This window comes from Pseudobacter sp. (assembly GCF_051955275.1).
GTDB lineage: Bacteria > Bacteroidota > Bacteroidia > Chitinophagales > Chitinophagaceae > Pseudobacter.
Window position 1 is genome coordinate 1 of the sequence record NZ_JBQCGW010000271.1, and the last position, 22,569, is coordinate 22,569.

Annotated in this window: 14 protein-coding genes; 7 read left to right on the forward strand and 7 right to left on the reverse strand. The window is 46.2% G+C overall.

All coding sequences use genetic code 11. The features are described 5' to 3' along the window. Both ACTHMC_RS23790 and ACTHMC_RS23795 read left to right on the forward strand, forming a co-directional pair. Positions 1-1,019, forward strand: a 1,019-nt coding sequence (locus ACTHMC_RS23790) for a calcineurin-like phosphoesterase C-terminal domain-containing protein (RefSeq protein WP_440417024.1), incomplete at its 5' end; no start/stop codon positions are given. A 1-nt stretch (position 1,020) separates the two neighbouring features. Further along, positions 1,021-2,457: a sialate O-acetylesterase gene (locus ACTHMC_RS23795; RefSeq protein ID WP_440417026.1), complete on the forward strand. Its 1,437-nt coding sequence runs from the start codon at positions 1,021-1,023 to the stop codon at positions 2,455-2,457. 140 nt (positions 2,458-2,597) lie between these two features. Here ACTHMC_RS23795 and ACTHMC_RS23800 read toward each other — a convergent pair whose 3' ends face one another. Continuing rightward, positions 2,598-4,493, reverse strand: coding sequence for a T9SS type A sorting domain-containing protein (locus ACTHMC_RS23800; RefSeq protein ID WP_440417028.1), 1,896 nt, complete (start codon positions 4,491-4,493; stop codon positions 2,598-2,600). Between the two features lie 188 nt (positions 4,494-4,681). Here ACTHMC_RS23800 and ACTHMC_RS23805 point away from each other — a divergent pair, with 188 nt between their 5' ends. After that, a complete protein-coding gene (locus ACTHMC_RS23805; protein ID WP_440417030.1) occupies positions 4,682-5,392 on the forward strand; it encodes a response regulator transcription factor in 711 nt (236 codons plus the stop codon). On the opposite strand, the gene ACTHMC_RS23810 is transcribed toward ACTHMC_RS23805, so the two are convergent. The 6 genes from ACTHMC_RS23810 to ACTHMC_RS23835 all read right to left on the reverse strand — a co-directional run bounded on the left by ACTHMC_RS23810 (position 5,367) and on the right by ACTHMC_RS23835 (position 16,249). After that, positions 5,367-8,261, reverse strand: a complete 2,895-nt coding sequence (locus ACTHMC_RS23810) for an ATP-binding protein (RefSeq protein WP_440417032.1) — start codon at positions 8,259-8,261, stop codon at positions 5,367-5,369. The two genes, ACTHMC_RS23805 and ACTHMC_RS23810, sit on opposite strands and share 26 nt — an antisense overlap. A 318-nt stretch (positions 8,262-8,579) precedes the next feature. Further along, positions 8,580-9,080, reverse strand: a complete 501-nt coding sequence (locus tag ACTHMC_RS23815; RefSeq protein ID WP_440417034.1) for a DUF1735 domain-containing protein — start codon at positions 9,078-9,080, stop codon at positions 8,580-8,582. 20 nt (positions 9,081-9,100) lie between these two features. Continuing rightward, complete coding sequence (locus tag ACTHMC_RS23820) at positions 9,101-10,720, reverse strand: SusD/RagB family nutrient-binding outer membrane lipoprotein (protein ID WP_440417036.1); 1,620 nt, start codon at positions 10,718-10,720, stop codon at positions 9,101-9,103. 10 nt (positions 10,721-10,730) lie between these two features. Further along, positions 10,731-14,276, reverse strand: a complete 3,546-nt coding sequence (locus ACTHMC_RS23825; RefSeq protein ID WP_440417038.1) for a SusC/RagA family TonB-linked outer membrane protein — start codon at positions 14,274-14,276, stop codon at positions 10,731-10,733. A 124-nt stretch (positions 14,277-14,400) separates the two neighbouring features. Then, entirely contained in the window at positions 14,401-15,612 is a 1,212-nt protein-coding gene (locus tag ACTHMC_RS23830; RefSeq protein WP_440417040.1) for a FecR family protein, read from the reverse strand. 76 nt (positions 15,613-15,688) lie between these two features. Beyond that, on the reverse strand, positions 15,689-16,249 hold the full coding sequence (locus tag ACTHMC_RS23835) for an RNA polymerase sigma factor (RefSeq protein WP_440417042.1): 561 nt from the start codon (positions 16,247-16,249) through the stop codon (positions 15,689-15,691). Positions 16,250-16,408: 159 nt separating this feature from the next. On the opposite strand from ACTHMC_RS23835, the gene ACTHMC_RS23840 reads away from it, so the two are divergent. The 4 genes from ACTHMC_RS23840 to ACTHMC_RS23855 all read left to right on the forward strand — a co-directional run. Further along, on the forward strand, positions 16,409-17,014 hold the full coding sequence (locus tag ACTHMC_RS23840) for an RNA polymerase sigma factor (protein ID WP_440417044.1): 606 nt from the start codon (positions 16,409-16,411) through the stop codon (positions 17,012-17,014). Between the two features lie 62 nt (positions 17,015-17,076). Beyond that, on the forward strand, positions 17,077-18,282 hold the full coding sequence (locus ACTHMC_RS23845) for a FecR family protein (RefSeq protein WP_440417046.1): 1,206 nt from the start codon (positions 17,077-17,079) through the stop codon (positions 18,280-18,282). Between the two features lie 277 nt (positions 18,283-18,559). Continuing rightward, positions 18,560-22,078 (forward strand): SusC/RagA family TonB-linked outer membrane protein, encoded by a 3,519-nt coding sequence (locus tag ACTHMC_RS23850; RefSeq protein WP_440417048.1) that lies wholly within the window; start codon positions 18,560-18,562, stop codon positions 22,076-22,078. 18 nt (positions 22,079-22,096) lie between these two features. Beyond that, positions 22,097-22,569, forward strand: a 473-nt coding sequence (locus tag ACTHMC_RS23855; RefSeq protein ID WP_440417050.1) for a RagB/SusD family nutrient uptake outer membrane protein, incomplete at its 3' end; no start/stop codon positions are given.

Sequence of the window (22,569 nt, forward strand, 5' to 3'; positions counted from 1 at the left end):
AATCCCATCTTTCCCTTTTCAAAGGAAAGGATGTGTTCGGCATAGACCTGGGAGATATGGTGGGAGATATGCCTGAATTGTTCCCTGAATACATCAGTTCAATGTCGCCACTGGATATTCCCTTTTACCGCTCCATCGGTAATCACGATATGTCCTACTGGGGACGAAGTTTTGAAACGTCCGAAAGGACCTTCAATAATTATTTTGGTCCTACAGTCTATTCCTTTAACAAGGGGAAGGCCCATTACATCGTGATCAACAATAATTTCTTTGTTGGCAGGGATTATTTCTACATGGGATATATAGATGAGAAAACGTTCCGCTGGCTGGAAAAGGATCTCTCCTTCGTGCCGGAGGGAACACTTGTTTTTCTGATGCTGCATATTCCTACACGCTTGCAGACGACGCAACAACCTTTCGCATACGATTATACCACCATCGCGGACCAGACCGTGAATGCAGCCGCCCTGCATCGCCTGCTGGAAGGATACGATACACATATCCTGTCAGGTCATATGCACTATAACCTGAACGTGCAGTTCAATGACCGCTTATTCGAACACAATACCGCGGCCGTGTGCGGTACCTGGTGGCGTGCTCCTGTATGCCTCGATGGTACTCCCCGCGGTTATGCCGTGTATGAAGTGAAAGGCAATGAAGTGAACTGGTATTACAAGAGTGCAGGTTTCGACAGGTCATATCAGTTCCGCACCTACCTGGATACCAGCAACGGAACTTCCAGGATCATAGCCAATGTCTGGAATTACGATGATAAGTGGAAAGTGGAATGGCTGGAAAATGGAAAGCATATGGGACAAATGGAGCGGTATAAAGGCCATGACCCGCTTGCCTACAAATTATGCCAGGACAGGGAAAGAATGAAGTATGACTGGATCCAGCCCATCGAAACGGAGCACCTGTTCAAAGCAACACCGGTTAACAGGAATGCCTCCATCCAGGTTCGTGTTACCGACAGGTTTGGCCGTGTTTACCTGGAAGATGTAAAAAAAGAAAGATAGCATGAGAATACGAATAGCATTATCCTTATTGATCCTGATTTTTGTCATGGCTGGCCTCCCTGCCTTTTCAAAAGTCAGGTTGCCATCCATCTGGGGCAATAATATGGTGCTGCAGCAGAACAGCCAGGTGATCATCAGGGGCACCGCCAAACCCAATGCCAGGCTTTTTTTTACAGCATCCTGGAATGCCGGGAAAAGTGGAATGGTCCAGACCGGCAGCAATGGCCAGTTTGAGATCCGGTTGCAGACACCCAATGGATCTGGTAAAAAATTCACTGTTTGCTTCGATGATGGAGAGAAGCTATGTCTCAGTGATATCCTCATCGGTGATGTCTGGTTCTGCTCCGGCCAATCCAATATGGAAATGCCCGTGAAAGGATTCAGGGGACAGCCTGTACATGGATCGCTGGATGCCATTATAACGGCAAAGAATAACCGTAAAATACGGCTATTCACAGTCAGGGATGCCTGGAGCACAAAACCCCTGTCAGATGGCATAGAAGGAAAATGGACCACCGCAGGTCCTGAAGATGTAGCCGGTTTCAGTGCTGTTGGTTATTTCTTTGCCAATAAACTGGATCAATCCCTCGATATTCCCATTGCAGTGATCGATTGTTCCTGGAGCATGTCTAAGATAGAGGCCTGGATGAGCCAGGAGATGCTGGCCACATTCCCTGCCATCAAAATGCCTGATCCGGAACAAAAAGAATTCGGTTGGGCGGCCGGTACACCTACACTGTTATATAATGCCATGGTGCATCCCTGGCAAGGTTTTCCCATAAAAGGTATGTTATGGTACCAGGGAGAGGCCAATACGCCCGATCCACTGTTGTATAAAAAATTATTTCCTGAAATGCTGAAGGGCTATCGCGTGCTTTTCAACAACGATACAATGCCTTTCTATTTTGTTCAGCTGGCACCGTTCGGGTCGGAGAACAGGGATTCACTGGATTGGGCGAGGTTCCGCCAGGTGCAGTTGCAATTGTCCGGGGAACTCCGGAATATTGGCATGGCGCATACCTCCGATCTGGGTGACGAAGTGTTCATCCATCCTCCGCAAAAAAAGGAAGTAGGGGAAAGGCTGGCGCTTTGGGCTTTAGCCAATACGTATGGATTGAAAGGATTTTGTCCGACAGGCCCGGTCTTTGGTTCGGCCACCATAAAAGAGGATGCGGTAGAGATCAGTTTCAAATACGGAGAAGACGGACTGAACCCTGAAAATGCGATGCTGGAAGGTTTTGAGATCGCAGGGGCCGATGGTAATTTTGTTCCGGCAAAGGCCAGGATACTGAATGCTTCGCCGGTAGTGAAAGTATGGAATGAAAATATCAAAACACCTGTGCGGGTCCGTTACTGTTTCCGTAATTACAGGAAAGGCAATCTGGTCAATAATTACGGATTGCCGGCAGCGCCATTTGAGTGGAACGTGACTTTTTGATTCCTGACGCAATAGCACTTATTTCAGGAGATATTCTTTCTGGGTTGATATGATCGTTAAAGCAGTTTTTCCCGGTAAAAAAACAGGCAAATGATGAAGAGAGTTCTGCATTTGCCTGTTTTTCGTAAAAAATGCTGTGATTATCTTTTAATGAATTTCAGTTGGCGGGTCTGGCCTCTTCCCTCAACCTTCACATAATATATTCCCGGGGTAAATTGTGCGATCTTGATTTCCTGCCTGCCGTTTTGGGTGACTTGAACGGTTTTTACCTGCCGGCCACCAGCTTCGAATACTTTGATCAGTTCGCCTTTACGGACACCCACGCAAGTGATCGTATATATGGCGGGATTGGGAAATAAAGCCAGTTGATCTGTTTTGTTACATGCCGGTTGGATCAAAATAGTACGGCTGAAAGTGAATTGCCCTGCAGCATCTGTAATCCGGAGGCGGTAATAGTTTGCATTGGTGCCAACTGGTTTGTATATATAAGAGTATTCCTGTGTGCTGGCCTGGTTGATGGCAGGCATTTGGTGAAAAGTTGAGAAGAATTTGCCATCAGTGCTTTTTTGCAGTTCATACATACCTTGCTCATCTTCCCTGGTCTTCCAGGTAAATCGAATATTGCATTTACCTTCTTCCTTTCCGGAAAAACTCAACAGTTTTAAAGGTAATGCAATTGTCCAGGCCACCGAATAAGTTGCACTGGCGGCAGAGGTCTGGGATGCCATATCCATTACTGAATAATCAAAAGAGGTTTGCATAGCTCCCTGGGGAGAACTGCCAGAGGGTTCAATAGTAAGTAAAGAGGGCGAATAGTTAACAATTGTATCTCCGGCGTTAACAATACTGCCATTGTGTTTTAAAATAAAACCATTGGTGGGTTGTGACATGATCTTGACAGCTTTTCCGGTCCAGTTACCCTGGGCTGGCAAATCGATCAGGTCACTGCCTTGCAGCGGATGCGAACCCAGGTCAAGTAATGCAGGCGTGCCTGCGCTTACAAAGCTTACCGGGTAAGAAACAGGCCGTTCGCAGGCGCTTTGAGCATCAAATAAGTTACTGTTGTAGCTTGTTCCGCCGCTTTGCGGCACACCTGTTATTATTGGAACGCCTGTTGCGTTAACGGGGGCCAATAACCTTCCGTTGGCGTCTACCTGCGTGTAAGTAAAAGGACCTCCTCCCTCCAATGCATCCGGACAACCATCGTCATCACTGTCATTATCTTTTTCATTCGGATTACCGTCTCCGTCAGTATCTGGCCGGGATATGCCGCTGACAAAAAAGAATACGCCATCACTGTTGGTTGTTCCTCCTGAATAACGCCGGATAGTTATTTCTATCCTTACTGCTGTCATGAGTGTGGTTTCTCCGAAGCGAAGCCGGACCACGTCATAATTGGTGCTTTGGGCGGATACGTTCAATGTGGCGCTACTGGCCCCCATGGTGATCTGACCTCCGGCATTTGCAGGGCTTACTCCATTGGTCTCATAGGTTTTTGTACACCAGTCGCTCGTGCCAAGCGCATTATTATTGCCATCATAGGCCGTAATGATAAAGGACGTCATGTCTGCATCTGACCAGTAGAGATTTAATTGTTTAAGGGTGCCGGGCGAAATGTTCAGGTTGATTTTACCTAATTCCACGTTATTGGGTTGATAGGTGGAGAACGTCAATACCCGGGATATGGTGACAGGTTCTCCAAGATCTGTGGTTAAAACGGTATTATAGTTGACGCTGGTGTTTTGTCCGATGCCTCCATACTGTGTCCAGGGCGCGGTGGTTTGAAATTGTATGGCTCCGCCGCCTGGAATGGTGGCTGTAAAAGGCGTTGTTCCAAAACTGTTCAACTGAGCGGCTGTCCAGTTTATAGCGCCTATTCCATTTTCAACCAGGTCCGGAATGCCATCGTTGTCGTCGTCAAGATCAATGGCGTCAGCAATGCCATCGCCGTCAAAATCCCCTGGCGGCGCACTGCATTGCGAAAAAGCAAAGAGTGCAACTATTTGAAAACAGGTAAACAGCAGAACTTTTTTCATAATGAATACATTGGATGATTAATAATAACTGGTCATGGGCATGCTGCAAGGAATGAGGTTGATCATTCCATCAACCGGTAGGATATTATACACCATAATTACAGAAATCTGCGAGGCAAAAGTAGCACTGTGGGTGTGCGGTTTTTTTAGAAATAGTTCAAAAGAACAATCGAATTAATTCTATGGACATGAAAAATACGCTGATGTATCTTTGTTATAAAAGAATGGGTGTCATCAGGGTAATTATTGCAGATGATCATGGTATAGTACGTTTGGGAACTGCCATGTTGGTACGGGAAATATATCCACTGGCCGAGATTTGTGAAGCCACAACTTTCATATCTGCACTTCAGCAATTGGAGAAGAAGCAATTCAGCCTGATCATACTAGATATCAATATGCCTGGCGGCGACAATGTTCAGATGATCGAAAATATCAGGGTCCGCTACCAGGACCTGCCGATACTTATTTTATCCAGTTATGATGAAAGTATTTATGCTGCCCGGTATTTTAAGGCTGGCGTGAATGGTTATTTGCAGAAAGAAACGGATCCGAGGGAAATCAAGAAGGCTATTCAAAAAGTGATACATGGCGAGATGTATGCCAGTGAAGCCGTGCATCGTCAACTGTTAAGGTCGCTGGCTTCTTCACGTTGGAATAAAAAACAGGACAGGTTTCCGGAACTTTCAGATCGTGAGCTGGAGATCATGCGACTGCTGGCTTCTGGTTTGAGCTCTACAGAGATCAAACAGCAGCTGAATATTCAGTTGTCTACGATCAGCACCCATAAGGCTCGTATTTTCGAGAAAATGCAGGTAACCAATGTGGTGCAGCTGGCCGAAAAATTCAAAGAAATGGAAAAGGGCAGGGGCCTTAATCCTGCTGATGATGGGGAATGATCAGCTGAAATTGTGATCCAGCACCATTGCTTGAAACCGACAGGCTGATCCCCAGTAATTTTACAAGATCTTTTACGATGTAAAGTCCGATACCGCTGTTGCTGTAGTTAGTGCTGACAGGAGAATTCTCCTGTGGTACGGTTGCATTGATCCATTGTTGCAGGTCCTGGGAAATGCCAATGCCGGTATCTGTTATCCGGAGTATAAAGCCCGCTTCACCGAGCATCCCGCTCAGCGTGATCGTTCCATTTTCGGTGACCTTTACGGCATTGTCTATAAGATTGTGTACAATAATGGCAAGCAATGGTTGGTTATTGTATACAACACTGTTGATGGGAATATGATTGATTATGGTAGTGCCGGATTCTTTCGCAATTTCTGCAAAAATCGATATCTTATCTTCAATGATCTCGTACAGATCTATGTCCGTTTTTTCAATTACTCCTTCCGAGAATTGTGTTTTGATGTAGCGCAATAAATTATCCATCGTATAATACAAACGGCTACTGTACTCAAATACTGTTTTGCTGGATTGCTGATAGGCGGTAATATTGTTTTGTATCATACCCAAACGGATATGGTCTGTGGCGAGCATCAAATACCGCAAGGGTGCTTTAATATCATGGCTTAATACAGCTAACATCTTTTGTTGCCATTCCGATTGCTGGATCAGTTCTTGTTGTGATTGCGTCAGGTTAACAAGTGCTTGCTGAAGGTAGCCGGTTTGTTTGGTCACTTCCTTTTCCAGCTGCATGTTTCTGCTGCGGATCAACCGGGTACGGAATTTATACAATAAAAGGAGCCCGGAAAGTAGTATGATTAATATCAAAACAACCGGTCCGGGATGCAGCAACCAGTGTTTTGGCACATACAAATGTATATCAATAAAAGAGTAGCGTACTGCTCCAAAACCTTCCTGTTTACGAACTGTCAACTTATACTCTCCAGCCGGTAAGGTGGAAAGGGTAAGCAGGTTGTCATCGATGGGTAACCAGACTTCCTTATCGTCTTGTCTGGTAAGGGCATAGCTGAGATCCAGGTTCGATCTGTTACCTAAAAAGGGAATAATGAGTTCCATTCTCAATTGTTTCATGTTGCGTGGAACCTCTATAGTTGATGTATAGGGAATTTCCTGGTTATCGAGAAGGATGCGGTCGATATAAATAGTTTGTTGCGGCAGCACGGGGCGAACCCGGTCAGGATAAAACCAGACCAGCCCATTAATGGTGGGGAATGAGAACATACCATCAGGCATCACTATACTGCAAGGTGTACAGCCACCATTGAATTCATTGGTCAGAAGACCGTCGTCCTGGTTGTAATGATGATAATAAGGTTCCTTAACGGGCAACCTGGCGTAGGAGAGCAGGTCATTCTTTGCCACCTGAAATAACCCGTTATTGGTTGTTATCCAAAAAAATCCATGTTTGTCTTCAGCAATGCAATGGGTATTCAGAAGATATTGCTGACGATCAACAGGGAAGGAAGTCCAGGAATCATTTTCCAATAAGAAAAATCCATCGCCGTAGGTGGTGATCCATAAACGGGGGCCATCTATGTAGATACTACGTACATGCTTATTGCGCGACGCAGGAATCAGGTGAAATTGTTTGCCGGCTATGTTGTACCGGTAAATCCCATTTACAGTTCCTATCCATAAAACTCCTCCTGTTTGCGGAACCATACAGGTAAAGGAAGCCGGCAACTGTGTGCCACTGTATGTTGCATTACCCTTCGGTGAAATAAAATGCAGGGTTTTATTGTCCAATCCCACCCAGGTCCGCTGATCTTCTCCGATGGCTATTTGAGTAACGGATCCGGGGAAAAGCCATTTACTGACTTTTGATGACTGTAAGGACTTCCACTGAAAAACTGTACTATCCTTTTTGCTCCACAAATATCCCTGCTGATCTTTCAACAGATTGTATTTATCTGTCAGGTTGTGTGGGAATGAAGTGAGTTTGGTAGCCATTATGCCATCCGGAGGATGGAAAAGCATTCCCTGACCCGTCAGAATTGCCCCCTTTTCAACGATGGCCTGCGCATAGTATACTTCGTTGCTGGTTTCAGAGTGCCCGAGTGCGGGCTGGAAATTTTTGAGGGCGAAAACAAACAGTCCTTTTGTATTACTGCCAAGTAATAATTTACCTGAAAATCTATCCAGCCACACTGAAACTATATCTTCCTGCTGGGCATCAAATTGGTCAATCAGCCTTTGTGCTGTTAATTGACCGTTCTTTGAACGTAGCAGGTAGACCTTTTTGTCATAGCAGAAAACTGCATAATCCTGTTGGAGCGGATTGCTGATGATTCGGCCTTTTTTCCCGGGGGATAGTTGAGGCAATCCGGCAACGGTTGGAGAAATTCTTCCTGCTGGCCCCAGTACCGTAAACAGGTTGTTTGATTTGTCAAAACTGTGGAGTGTATTTCCGGCTATAAAAAACTGTTCGTGCCTTGATTGACGATAGCCGGCCCGGAAGCTCAATTGTCCATTTTGATAAAATGTATAATGACTATTATCCAGCACAAAGATACCGTTGGATTCCGTCAGCATTAAAGTAGAGTCCCCCATTTTCCATATGCCAGGATCTGTAGTAAATAATTGGCCAAGCAGAAACCGTTGATAAGCTTGCAGGGCAGGAATGCTGTTGAAAGGAGAGAGCAATTGACCGGTTGCCAAGGGGTCAACAATTGGTTTTCCCTGATGAATCGAGAGGATTTCCTGCTGGCCGTTTAGTGCCAGCAATGTAGTTGTACCGGGCTTTTTCAGGATCCGGCCAAAACGGTTGGAGTGCAGGTTGAATTGTTTGGCCGTGAAATTCTGAAAATGTCTTCCATCAAAGCGCACGAGTCCGGCCTCTGTTGTCATCCAGATAAAACCAGCGGCGTCCTGGCCTATGGCTTTGATACTATTTTGAGGCAGGCCATCTGCGTCCGAAAAATATTGGACCTTGATGTATAATGAATCGGCACTTATTGTTTTTTGCCCGGTGCACAATAACAGTAATATGAATAGCCAGTAAGACTTCATGTAATCATCCTCCGGCAGCGAATGTATAATTTTAATGACTATTTGGGTAACAATCACAAAGTTGACAGGTAGATGTGTTGTGAATAGGGGCATATCAAAAGTTAGCCCCATTTCTTCTGGAAGAAACAGGGCTAACTGGTAATTACGGAAAAGATCTTACTGCCCTTTCACCGTAAATACCATGCTCTTGAAATTGGCCGCTACAATATAGTTTTCGGCAGATCCGATAGTGAATGGCAGCATATAATCATTGGCAGGGTTGATGTTTGCCGGTACCAGTGTAATCGGTAAAACAGCCTGCTTTTCGCCTGCGGGGATCGTAAGTTCCAGTGAGCCGGCCTGGTAGCAATTGGCGGGTAACAGTTGATACGATGTGCCCCATTGTTGATTATACGCATCTACCAATGCATTATCAACCGCAAATTTTACGAGCACGCTTTTGTTGAGCGGAGTTTCCAAAGATACCCTTGCATAAAGGTTCAGCTTTGTAGTTCCGGCCGCACTGTCCATTGGCTGGCCGGCGTATCCTTTTACCGGCCAGTTGGCATTCGGAATAAGGATCGTTGGCTGAATACCGGAATAATAAAGCACTACTTCATTTTTCAGGCATCCTGAAAGTAATAACAATATGATAGAAAACGGGAGGAGTAATTTCATGTTTGCAATATTTTTTGTGATCAGGGCATCCACCAGATCTTGTTGGTAAAAATGTCTGTTACATTCTGGGCATTCACATGCTGAGCATTGACGATATATTCATTCCTTCTGTAGAACAGCCGGAATGGAATGGTGTTGCCAGCGCGTTGGGGAGAAACGGATACCGGAATATCCGGGAAGCGGTTGTTGCGGCGGTAGTCCGTATAAGTTTCCAGCGGTTCGATACCATTGAATGCAATGTATTTCTGATACATCAGCAGTTTGTATTTATCGGGCGCCGCATTCCAGCTTACTCTCGGGTTGGCAACTTCCGAAGCATACCAGGCATTGAATACATCATCTGAAAATGCAGGTACAGTAGCATTGCCGCCTGCATTCAGCCAGCGGAAAGATTCCTTCACGGCATCCAGGTAGGCTGTTTCCGCATTGCCTGGCAACCAGCCACGCTGAATGGCTTCTGCCTGCAGGAATTTACTTTCGATGCTGGTCATGATCCAGTCCGGCATATCCCTGCCCTTGATGATGCCTTTAGCTGTATGCTTTACTACATCATTGTTCCGTGAACCTCCAACTGCGGATACATAAGGATTGCTCTGATAAGGATAGATGCCTGCATTCACGTAATATCCAAACTGGTTACCACGGTACTCTTGCGGGCCGGGTTGAGCATAAGGTTCGTTGGCTCCTGCAGGAGTTTGCAGGTCAACGGTACTATAGAAAAGTCCCAGTCGCGGATCATTATCTGCTTTGAGAAGATTCATGGCGTAGGTATTGGCATGAGCCCAGTCCACCGAGCTTATCCGCAAAGCGGCATCATAGTCGCCGCCTCCATAGTTGTTATGATTGGAGAAGCTACCGAAATAATAAGAAAGTTTCCGGCCGAGCATATATCCCGGATTCACGGCTGCATCCTGTCCGCTTTCCAGGAAACCACTTCCTTCATTCACGATCTTCGCGATCTCGGCAGTGATATATGAAGTCCGGTCCGTGCGGTTTGCCTGGTGGATCAGCAAGCGTAATTTGAGCGTGTTGATAAACTTCAGCCAACCGGTTTTATCGCCATGAAAAGCGATGTCTGCCAATTCGATCATCGGGTTCTCGTTCAGTTTGGCATTCTTAATGAAACCGGATGCTGCATCCAGCTCTGTCATCAATGATTCGTAAATAGATCTCGCATCATCATATTTGGGCTGAAGCACTTTTGCATCAAAGGCTTCTGAATAGGGCATATTATTCAGTACATCCGTTACACGATGGAATTGTACTGCTTTCAGCACTTTAGTGATACCGAGGTAGAATGTTTGACCTGATTCAAGGGAACGTTGTTCCAGGAACGCCAGTTCAGGATTGATTTCACCGGAAAAAATGCTCGCTTCTGCAGAGGTCCGGTCGTACGTCACCAATGCATGCCCGGAAGGGAATTGATAGAAGGCCCAGTAGCCCATCCAGCTTTGCAGGAAACGGGTATCAAGTGCTGAGATGGAGCCTTCAAGTAACGGCGCCAGCATCAGGTCTGGTGTAGCGGCTGTGTTGGTGAGATCCCGAGGATTATAATTCACGTCCAGCCAGCCTTTCTTACATCCGGATAACAGGATGGAGAGGCCAAGTATATAGCAGTATTTTTTATACAGTGATCGCATCGTCATGATTTTAAAATTTAAGTCCTACAGTAAAACCAAACAGTACTGAGCCGGGCAGGGCTGTATTATCGGAGGCACCGCCGGAAAGATTATTCTGCACTGTGTTGAACTGGCGTTGGCCGGGGCCTTTGATGAGACCGGGATCGCCGTTGATGTTGGAACGGGGGTAGAGGGAGAAGAGATCGCGGCCATACAGGCTGCAAACCATGTCTTTCAACACTCCTTTTTTAAACGGAAATGTATATTGAAAAGCAACCTCCCTCAGTTTCCAGAATGCTCCGCTGGTGAGGCCATGCAGATTTACCTGTGAGAACCGGTTAAACAGTTCCTGGTTGGTATTGCTCACCACTACATCCTTGTTCTCTACAAACTTGCCTGTTCCATCGTCATATACTGAATTCGGGAATACAAAACGTTCGCGGCCATTGAGGGTTGTGAGGTTATGCGTTCCTGCCCAGATATCAATATCGGTATTGAACTGGTGGTTATATCCGCCGAGATAATCGAAGAGCATACTGGCGGAAAAGTTTTTCCAGTTAAAGTTAAGACCGAACGACAAAGCGTATTTCGGCATAGTGCGTCCGCGCAGTGTAAATTCATTGTAAGGTTGAACCTGTGGGAGGCCTGTTGTTTTGTCAACGATCACCCGGCCCTGCGGGTCCCGCAGCCAGTCGCGGAAAGCATAGGAAAAAGCATGTTGACCTTCCTGTGCATAATATTTCTGTCCCGTTGGGTCTCTGACGGGGAAAAGACCATTGTAGACATCCGTCAGCTTCAAAACTTTGTTATCGTTGATCGCCAGCCGGCTTTCCAGGGTCAAGGCCATTCCGTTTGGTAATTGAATTAACGGATCCAGCTTAAGATCAACTTCCAGGCCGCTATTCTGGAAAGCTCCTGCATTATCAATGCTGGGATAACCGCTCAGCCAGGAATTAGATACGCCGAGGATCACGGAATTATTACGCTGAATATAATACGTGATATCAGCAGTAATTCGTTCATTCAGGAAAGAGAAATTACCTCCGTACTCCTGCGAGATCACTCTTTCCGGTTTCAGTAATGGATTTGGATTGTTAGGATAGAACAAATATCCCAACAGTGATTTGCCTGTATTATTATTCACATAAGGATATCCGTTAGCTAATACAAGCGTTCGTTCCGCCTGGTATGGCATGATGTTCATATTGGCAGACTGCGCTATCGAAGCACGTAATCGTGCAGCGTTCAGCCATTTCCATTTTTTCATAACGGGGAATATGTCCGTCAATACCAGGGACGTATTGGCGCCGAAATACATATCCTGGCCCCTTGCCGTTTTTGCCCGTTTGGAATCCCACTCATTACGGCCGGTCAGTTCCAGGAAAGCGCGATCCTTATAACCAAGGGTCACATTTCCGAACAAAGACCAGGATCTGGACAGTACCGAAATTTCTTCCGGAGGGGTGGGGTAGCGGTAGAAGGCCAGATTGTATACCGGCACAACCAGTTCTGTACCGGCTTTCATGCGCTTGTTGTAATTCTCGCGGATAGTATTGCCCACGTTCGTGCGGATGAGGAAATTGCCCGGATGATGGATCATGGACACCACGAAGTCGTTATTGATGGAGGTATTCACATTCATGCCCTCACCAACGGAAGCCAGCCGGTCATACATCTTCCTGTAATCCTGCCTGGCAAATTCTGAATAGTTGACCGGTTTGGTGATGTTTTTGGAAATGGCACCGCTGTAGTTGATACCCGGTTGATCCCGGATAGTCAGCCAGGTGTAAGGTTTAAATTCAACCACGAGGTTACCCGACAGTGCATCAGTTGTTCCTTTGGTACGCTCGTTATCGATCATTTCATAAGGACTGATCCCGTTCCAGTAACGGTCGTGATGCGACCAGTGATCATTTACATAATCTTTATACCGCGTAAGTGGAATAAAAGTGGGAAGGTTGCGTATATTATTGATGATTTCCGGACCGCGATCGTCCGTAGTGCGGGCATAGTTCACATTCATGCGAACATCTACCATACCGAAGTTACGGGTGGTATTGAGGAGTATGGTGGATTGCTGTTGTTTGTCTTTCGGCAGCAGGCCTGTCTGCGAAACGTGACCGAGACCAAGATAAAAAGTAGAACGTGTATCAGTAGCCGAAAATGTCAGGTTGTTACGCACCATCCTTGCTGTTTGAAGAAAGCGGCGTGATTCTTTGGTATCGCTGTATTGGACCATTTCCTGTTCGCCGTTCTCGTCCGGATAGCCGATCGGGACCATACTTCCATCGTAACGGGGTCCCCAGCCATAAGAGGAGCGGCCATCATAAATTCCATTTCCGAATTGATCCGTCATGCCAGAACCGGTACCGAAAGAGCGCTGTCTTCTTTCCTGCCTGTAGTCCACGCGTTGAAAAGAAGTATTGGTGCGGAAGTTGACAGAAGGTTTACCAATCTGACCTCGTTTGGTAGTAATGATGATCACGCCGTTGATACCTTCAGGTCCGTATAAAGCAGTGCCGTTCGCGCCTTTCAGCACGGTTACATTCTCTATATCTGCAGGATTGATATTGTTGATGAAATACATCACCTGGCTCGCGGCGTTCTCATCAGTTCCGAAGGAGAGCGGTGCGCCGTTGAAGATGAACATGGGTTGGTTGTTGCTGTTCTGGCCGAAGGACCGGATACCGCGAACGAGTATGCGCATTTCAGGCGTCATGTCTGATCCCTGGTTGGTAATGGTCATGCCGGATACCTTACCAATGAGGCCTGTGAGCAGGTTGCCGGAGTTGGCTTTGTTGATTTCTTCGCCGCTCACTTTGGTGACGGAATAGCCGATCTCTTTGGTGCGTTTCTCGATGTTATAAGCGGTGACCTGTACTTCGTTCAGTTTGGTTTCCGACCTGGCGAGGCGGATCACCCAACTGCCTTCGCTGCGTGGGGTGAGTTCTCCTGTTTTACTGATCTTATAGGGTTGTCCTTTCCTTATCCCGATCTCTGTGGCAGAGAAGCCCACAGCAGAGAAGATGATATTGGCATCATCAGCGATACCCGTTAGGGAAAAGGAGCCATCCCCCAGGGCTGACGTGGCTTTGTCGGAGCCTCGTATGGCAATGGTAGCAGCGGCAATGGGTTTGCCATCCATATCCAGTACCACACCGCGGAGGTTTACCACAACGGAATTATGTTCATTGAGTGATGACTGGATATTGTTGCCGGGAAAGAGGACGATGTTTTTTTTATTGATGTTGTAGCTGAGGGACTGTGGCTGCAGTATTTTGTTGAGGAAGATTTCAAGCGGCATGTTCTCCGCGTTGATGGTCACAGGCCTGGCAGCTTTAATAACGGGATCTGTGTAGATAAAAACAAAACCCGTTTGTTTTTCAAGCGACAGTAGAACAGAATCCAGGCGAACGTTCTTTCCGGAAAAGCTAACGATCTGCGATACGCCGGTTGCATGAACATTCAGAAAGCCAACCGTTAAGAAAAGCATAATCAGCTTCATTACTAACAGTGTTTTGGTGATGCGGCGATTGGTCCCACGGGCGAACCAATCGCAGAAAGCAGTTTTTTGCATACTTTTGCGTTGTTTGGGTTATACAAATAGCGTCCCTCCCAGGACTATTTTGAAGTTACCCAGACAATCGGCCAGTGATGTTCCACCATCCCTGGCTTTTTGTTGATGGGTAATGCATTATGGTTTAGAGAACGAACAAAGTTTTTCCTTCCAGCCTGCACTTAACTCCCAACTTCTGCAGAATGTCAAGCGCATCAGACAGATTAGAACTTCTGAACATTTTTCCCCTGAAAATAAGATCAGGTGTATTGCCTTCGTATTTAACCTCTATATTGTACCATCTCTCTAACTGCCGCATAACAACAGGTAAAGCGAGGCCATTAAAATTGAACAAGCCATTCTTCCAGGCTAATATCTGTTCAATATCGGCAGGTTGAACGCTAACAGATCCATCGCTTTTGTGCAGCACAGCTTGCTGCCCGGGCTTCAGGAGTACTCCGGTCTTTTCAGCCGGGACCTGTTCCGGAATCTTTCCTACCCGCACACTTCCTTCTACCAGGGTAGTTTTTATATTTTCTTCGTTTGCATACGAATTGACATTAAAGCTGGTACCCAGTACCTGTACAGCCGATTTACCATCCAGCTCAACAAAAAACGGCTTCTCCTTATTCTGAGCAATTTCAAAATAGACCTCACCGGAAATTTTGACGCGTCTTGTTGCACCTGCAAAAGCAACCGGAAACTGTATAGAGGATGCTGCGTTTAACCATACTCTGGAACCATCGGGTAATACCAGTTGATATTGTCCTCCTTTTGGTGTTGCCATGGTATTCATCATCACTTCATTGCCTGTAATGTCTTTTACGTTGTAAACGATTTGACCGTCATTCATTTTTACAATAGCGGCATTACCTTGTTGCGCAAGGTTTCCATTGGCGGTGCTGTCAAGAATGATCTCAGTTCCATCAGCAAGTGTAAGAACAGCTTTATCACCCCCTGGCAGAATAGCAGACGGTATCCCGGATTGCAGCTTATCAGATTGCCCACCGGAAGACAGGGCAATGGCTATTCCAGTGCCGGCCACAAATACGATAGCAGCGGCCCATGCCCATTTGCGTAAGACGTGTACCCGTTGAGCAGGAGCAGTGTCCATATTGGTATCTGCCACGCCCGCTTTCGCCGCTATGCGTTGCTGCAAAGCTGTTTCCACACGGTCAGTAACGTCAGAAAAATCCATTTGATGATCCTGCCATGAGGTCCAGGAATCATCCATCAGTTGTTGAAGAACAGCTTGATTGGTGGGATCTTTCAGCAATCGCGCAAGGACCTTTAATTCCTCTGAAGTGATAGTGCCGGTAGTATACCTGTCAATGTAATATGATAAGGATTGATCCATATTGTAATTAATAGATAGTTTTAAGGAAGGACAGGACAGGTCCTTTATTAAAAAATTATTGTTTTTTTTCAGGCTGTTAATGCAGGAGCAGTAAGGATACCATAAGTAGCAGGGAAACGATCACGTCAGCATGTTTTTTTAAGTAATGCCTCAAAAACACGAGCGACTCCACAATATGTTGCCGTACTGCACTACGGCTGATAGTAAGTTGGGTGGCAATAGCGTCATAGGTCATGCCTTCCATCCTGCTTAATAAAAACACTTCTTTGCGCCGGGGTGGCAGCTGCTGGATCCCTTTATCCAAAATGATGGCCAGTTCCTTCATTTCTATGGGAGGTGACGGGGAACTTAACAGGTGATACAACTTATCTGCCTGGATCTCTTCCATACCGGCTATATCCATGTTCAGGGCGGCGTTGGCGATATTGCGTGTAGTGACATACAGGTAGCCGCCAAAATTTTCCACTGTGGCGAGTTTTTCGCGTTTATCCCAAAGACGTATAAATACATCCTGCGTCAAATCCTCGGCCCGGTGCGCATTCTTTACCCAGTTCAACAGGAAAGGATAAATGGTTGGGGTATAGCGCCTGACCATTTGGTTGAAAGCATCCTGATCTCCTTCTGCGATGCGCTGCAATAGGGCTTTTTCTCTGGCTTGTTCGGTATCTAATTGATTATTGGCCAATAACTTGCGATGGGTGGTTCGGGTGTAAAATAAAATAATTTCCGGAATATAAGATTTCGCAGGAGGTTTATAAAAGTAAAGTTCGTTAATCTATTTCTTATCATTGCTAAATTGTCTGCTAACCATTTACATAATGAACATGAATTGCTTTCGCTTATTGCCGAAGGGGATGAGGAGGCATTTGCCCGGCTTTTCAAATCCACGGCAGGCCATTTACATTCCTACCTGGGAAAAATTATAAAAGACCGGGATGCCTTAGCGGAAGTGATGCAGGAGACTTACATAAAAGTCTGGCTGAACCGCGACAAACTGAAAGATGTCAGTTATCCAACAGCCTATATTTCCAGGATCGCCGCTCATGAAGCATTTGCCTATCTGAATAAAAATGCTCATGTGATCCTTGTTGATCCCGCAAGCCAGGTCTTTGCCGGTCAGTCAATCAATGATACAGAAGAAAGTATTACCTATAAAGAGACCTATCAGCTGGTGCAGCAGGCGATCAATGAGTTGCCGGCTCAAAGAAGGCTCATCTACCAGATGAGTCGCCTGGACGGGTTAAAATCTCCCGAGATTGCAGCAAAACTTCAGCTTTCAACCGGCTATGTCCGCAATTCGCTCAGCGTTGCTCAACAAGCCATCCGGGACAAACTGGCTGCGGCCGGAAAGCTCATCTTACTGGTTCTGGTATTTTTTCAATATTTTTTTTCAAAAGTATAGTTACACTTTTCTTGATTATTCCCTCTTATGTAAAGCGTATCTATCAATACAGCTAAATCATAATGACAAAGGAAAGAGTTCAGGAGTTACTTCGCGGTTTTGCTGATAATTCCATTTCAGACACCGAAAGGAAAGAATTGTATTATTTTTTGAAAGATGCTGCCAATGAGCCGTTGTTCGTTGATGTATTGAGTCAAATCGATCATTCAACGGAAGAGGTAAGTTTTGACGAGTCTTACCTTTCCATTCTCAACAGGGTTTACCAGTTAGACAAACCAGCAATGCAACCTGCTGACAGGTCTGAGCACAACATTGAATTACCGGCTCGCCGCGTTCATTTCCTGAAAACATCCTGGTTCCGCTATGCAGCGGCAGTTTTGATAATAGCAGGTTTAGGTGCAGTTGCTTATTTATGGACCAATAATAAAAAAATTGAGCAGCCGCTTGTAAGTGAAAATAAAAAATTACAAACGGATCTTCCACCAGGTGGAGAGCGGGCTGTACTTACCCTTGCGGATGGAACTGAAATTGTGCTGGATAACGCAGCGAATGGAAATATTGCACAACAGGGTAATTCAACCGTGATCAAATCTGACAATGGTCAGATCAGGTACGATCTGAAAGGATTGTCCCAGGGGCAGGTAATGCTGAATACGATGTCTACTCCTCAGGGCGGGCAGTACCAGCTGACACTTCCTGACGGTACAAAAGTTTGGCTCAATGCCGCTTCTTCTATTACTTATCCTGCCGTATTTGTTGGAAAGGAACGAAAGGTTATGATCAATGGTGAGGCTTATTTTGAAGTGGCAAAAAATAAGGAAATGCCATTCATGGTAGAGGTCAGGGGCATGTCAACCGTAGAAGTTCTTGGAACCAGTTTTAATATCAACGCCTACAGTAATGAAGAAACGGTCAATACAACCCTGGTGGAAGGAAGTGTGAAGATCAATAAACGGGTTGTACTTAAGCCAGGCCAGCAGGCAGTTGTAAAAGATTCTGCTGCTGTTTCTGTTGTAAATAATGCTGATCTGGAGAAAGCTATAGCCTGGAAAAACGGGTTATTCAGTTTCAATAATGCTGACCTGGTTTCGGTAATGAGGCAATTGGAACGCTGGTACGGTGTTAAGGTGATATATCAGCGCGATGTTGCTGACCTTACGCTGAGGGGTGAAATGTACAGGAATGTTCAATTGTCAACGATAATGAATTTTTTAAAGAAGATGGGGGTAAACGTCCGGCTGGATGGAAAAACATTGATTGTTCTGTAAAAATATCAGCGTTGAAAATGATATGAGCTAATGTAAAATATTGCCTGAAACAAAAAGCCAGAAATGCTCGATACATTCCTGGCCGGATGTCTGGGCAACTTAATAATAGTCCTGGAGGGACATGATTCAATCACCCAAACACTGCAAAAGTATGCTAAAAACTGCTATTTGTACGTGGGCCGCCCGTTTGGGGCACCCGTACAATGCGCCCTCCCGTGTAGCGGGAAGCGGCGGACAAAAAAGAGGGCTGGAGTTCCTCGCCAAAACTCTGTTAGTTATGAAGCTAACAATCCTGTTATTGACAGTGGGCTTTTTAAACGTCTATGCTGCAGGGCTCTCCCAAACCATCAATTTTTCGGGAAAAAATGTGCCGCTGGAGACTGTTTTTTCGTCTGTTAAGAAACAGACCGGTTTCGTTTTTTTGTACAGCCCTGCTGTGCTGAAATCTTCAAAACCCGTTACCGTCAACGCCCGGAACGTGGATTTAACTGCATTTCTTGCAGAGCTTTTTAAATCACAACCGCTGGACTTTTCCATTGATGCGAAAAGCATATTCGTATTTCCGAAGTCTGGTGCGGTTGCTGACGGACAACCCAGTAAATCCTTAACAGATCTATTGTCTCAGCAAGACACGCTGATAACCGTTCGCGGTCGTGTAGTGGATGAGAAAGGCGAGCCAACGGAGGGAGTGAGTGTTAGAGTAAAAGGTTCAAATAGCGGTACCACCACCGATGGCACAGGAAATTTTACATTGGACCGTGTTAAAGGAAATGCTGTTCTTGTGTTCAGCAGTGTAAATATCGAGACTGTAGAAATACCCGTAAAAGGTAGAAATGATATAGCCATTGTAAAAGTTCAGTCGAAGACCACAGAACTTGAAAATGTTGAAATAACCGTTAATACCGGTTACCAGACCATCTCAAAGGAACGTGCCACGGGTTCTTTCGGCACTGTAAGTAAAGCACAACTAAATAAACCCTCCATCAATATAGCGCAACGCCTGGTTGGCGCCGTAGCTGGCGTACAGGCCCGTTCCATGGATGCGGATGGTACGCCTTCGCTGGAGATACGCGGGCAAACCAGTCTTTACGGCAACTCCAGGCCACTGGTTGTGGTAGACGGATTTGCCGTTCAGGGCGATTTCAGCAGCGTGAACCCGAACGATGTGGAAAGCATGACGGTATTGAAAGATGCAGCCGCTGCTTCCATCTGGGGTGCACGTGCTGCCAACGGCGTGATTGTGATCACCACTAAAAACGCTAAAAAAGGCACGCCGCTGAAAGTGGAATTCTCTGCTTTCAGCAGGATCGGAAAAAAGATGGACCTGGATTATGTGCGTCCGCTGGCTTCTCCTGCCGAAACGGTGGATTATGAAATGAAGACTTTCAACAACTGGGGCGCCTTGCTCAACTCCGGCTCCCTGGAAAACAATGTATACAAGGCCTGGTCCCCTGCTACTGTAGCCCTGAGCGAACAGTACCTGGGTTTTATCACGATGGCCGAAAGAGACGCCATCCTGAACCAGTTAAGATCACAGGATAACAAACAGCAGATCAAAGACAACCTGCTCAGCAATCCCCTTAACCAGCAATACAATCTTACGCTCTATGGCGCTACCGGTAAAATGAGCAATGCCTTGTCGTTGATGTTTGAAAAGAACCAGTCTGATTTTAAAGAAACCCGTAACGACCGTTACATGCTAAATTACCGCACCACGGCTGCTGTTACCAAATGGCTGGATGTGAACTTCAGCGCGATGTTGCAACACACCCGTGGGCGCTATAATGGAGTTACCATAAACGATCTCAATAGTTTCTCTCCATATGAAATGCTGTTGAATCCCGACGGATCTTACACCAATATCAGCCAGTTCTATGCCCCCATCCTGCAACGGTTTGTGCCGATGGACAGATTCCCGTATAGTGATTGGGGCTATAATCCTCTCCAGGAGATCCACAGCCGGGATAGCAGCATTTCGCAGCTCAATGCAAGATTGCAGGCAGGTCTTACTTTCAAATTGATGAAAGGGCTTACCATCAACAGCCGTTTACAATATGAGACCTTCAACAGCAACAACCGCTACCTGCGCAATGAAAACAGTTTTTATGTAAGAAGGACGTTGAATGAATCCACCACCTGGGATCAGGGTTCCAATATTTTTACTCCAAACCTGCCGAAAGGTAGTATTCTTAACCAGTCGAGAAATAAAGTTGAATCCTGGAACTTCAGAAACCAGTTGAACTACAACCGCGTTTTTGCAGGGGTACATGAAATAAACCTGGCTGCAGGTACAGAAGTGAACAGTGTTGTGGCGGAGTTATTCGGGTATCCCACTACGTATGGGTATAACGACAAAACCCTTAGCGTGGGTACTTTTCCAAACGGTCCTGGCGGTCCTTTTTTCCCGCTTTCCGACTGGCTGGGCGACTACCAGACCTTTTCCTATACTGGTTTTTTCAAGCATAATTCCGAACGTTATTTTTCTTCCTATGCCAATCTTGCCTATACATTCGACAGGCGCTACACCATTTCGGGCAGTTACCGTACAGATGCCTCCAACCTTGTTACGGACGATGCCAAATACCGTTATGCACCCTTCTGGAGTATCGGTGGTCAATGGGTACTTACGCGTGAGAACTTCCTGAATGCTGCCGCCACCTGGCTGGATCATTTGAGCCTGCGCGCTACTTATGGCTATAACGGCAATGTGGACAAGACCACGGCCTTCATGCCATTGATCGCAACGGCAGCTACTCCTGATATCTGGACCAACGATTACACCGCCAGCATCAGCAGTTTTGGCAATCCTACCTTGCGCTGGGAAAAAACGGGCACCTGGAATGTGGGCATCGATTACAGCCTGTTCAATGGACGCGTGTTTGGTAAAGTGGATCTGTATTCGAAAGAAGGCAGGGACCTGATTGCGGAATTGTCGATCCCCGCAGTGAATGGCACCACTTCGCAAAAGTTGAATAATGCGAGGATGACCAACCGGGGCATCGAGCTGGAATTGGGAACAGTGTTGCCAATCCGGAACAATGATATTGTATGGCGTGGTAATCTGAACTTCTCCTACAACAGGAACCGTATCACCGATCTTTTTCTCGCCAATTATATATCCCCTGATTTATTAAATGGAGGAACCGGCGCTTATGTTGAGGGCTACGATGCCAACACCTTGTGGCGTTTTCAATATTCAGGCGTACAGAACGGACAGCCGACCGTATTGGGCCCTGGTAATAAGCCTGTAACTTTTACCTCCGGTGTGCCGGGCGATGCGCGCACCTTTTTGTTGAATATGGGCACTACCGTAGCGCCATATACACTGGGTTTCATCAATTCGTTCAAGGTGTATGATTTCGACTTCTCCTTTATCATTACCGGAAAATTCGGACATGTATTCCAGCGCAAAGGGTTCAATTATCCCCCAAACAGAACACGCCGGGTACTGCCCAATAAAAAGCTCAGTGAAGTTGTCAACGGTGATCCCGCTAAGATAGTACCATTGCCACTGACCCCCATTGAGCCACTTTATTATTTCTGGCCAAGCTTTCACCAGTATGTTGATTACCTGACGGAGAGTGCATCACATATCCGTCTGCAGGAAGTGAGCCTGACCTATACCATTCCGCAACCGTTGCTGAAAAAACTGCAGCTTAACAACCTGCAATTCTATGTGCAAGGCAATGACCTGCATACCTGGTATAAGAACAACGCCAGTGAAGATCCGGAATACGTGCTGGGCACAATGAAACCAATGCCTAAACTAACACTCGGTCTCCGGCTCGATTTCTAATCAATTAACTACTATCGAATGAAAACTATCATACAGCACTGCTTTACATTAGCACTCACAGCCGGTCTGTTGCCGGGCTGCAACAAGTTCCTGGATGAACCGCTGTCAAAGACCACTTCGTTGGTGGTGACTACCACCGATCAGTTGAATGCGCTGCTTAACGACTACAACCAGTTTTACTCCGAGAGCAATCATACGGCCATTCTGAGCACGGACGATTATGGCCTCACCACCACGATCTACGATGCACGGCCAGCCATTTTTTCGCCCAGTATCGCTCAATACAATACCTGGGATACCGCCTACCTGATGGATGATGCCGGACAATCATTCTGGAGCGGTGAATACCAGAAGATATTCACTGCCAACATGGTGTTGCAATATGCCGATAAGGTGACCGGTTCCAGCGAAGACAAACAAAACCTGAAGGCCGATGCACATTTCATAAGAGCCTACAGTTATTTTCAACTGGCCAATACTTTCACACTGCC

Coding starts and splice junctions, on each gene's coding strand:
- ACTHMC_RS23795 (WP_440417026.1), top strand. CDS start 1,021: ATGAGAATACGAATAGCATTATCCTTATTGATCCTGATTTTTGTCATG.
- ACTHMC_RS23800 (WP_440417028.1), bottom strand. CDS start 4,493: ATGAAAAAAGTTCTGCTGTTTACCTGTTTTCAAATAGTTGCACTCTTT.
- ACTHMC_RS23805 (WP_440417030.1), top strand. CDS start 4,682: ATGAAAAATACGCTGATGTATCTTTGTTATAAAAGAATGGGTGTCATC.
- ACTHMC_RS23810 (WP_440417032.1), bottom strand. CDS start 8,261: ATGACAACAGAGGCCGGACTCGTGCGCTTTGATGGAAGACATTTTCAG.
- ACTHMC_RS23815 (WP_440417034.1), bottom strand. CDS start 9,080: ATGAAATTACTCCTCCCGTTTTCTATCATATTGTTATTACTTTCAGGA.
- ACTHMC_RS23820 (WP_440417036.1), bottom strand. CDS start 10,720: ATGCGATCACTGTATAAAAAATACTGCTATATACTTGGCCTCTCCATC.
- ACTHMC_RS23825 (WP_440417038.1), bottom strand. CDS start 14,276: ATGCAAAAAACTGCTTTCTGCGATTGGTTCGCCCGTGGGACCAATCGC.
- ACTHMC_RS23830 (WP_440417040.1), bottom strand. CDS start 15,612: ATGGATCAATCCTTATCATATTACATTGACAGGTATACTACCGGCACT.
- ACTHMC_RS23845 (WP_440417046.1), top strand. CDS start 17,077: ATGACAAAGGAAAGAGTTCAGGAGTTACTTCGCGGTTTTGCTGATAAT.
- ACTHMC_RS23850 (WP_440417048.1), top strand. CDS start 18,560: ATGAAGCTAACAATCCTGTTATTGACAGTGGGCTTTTTAAACGTCTAT.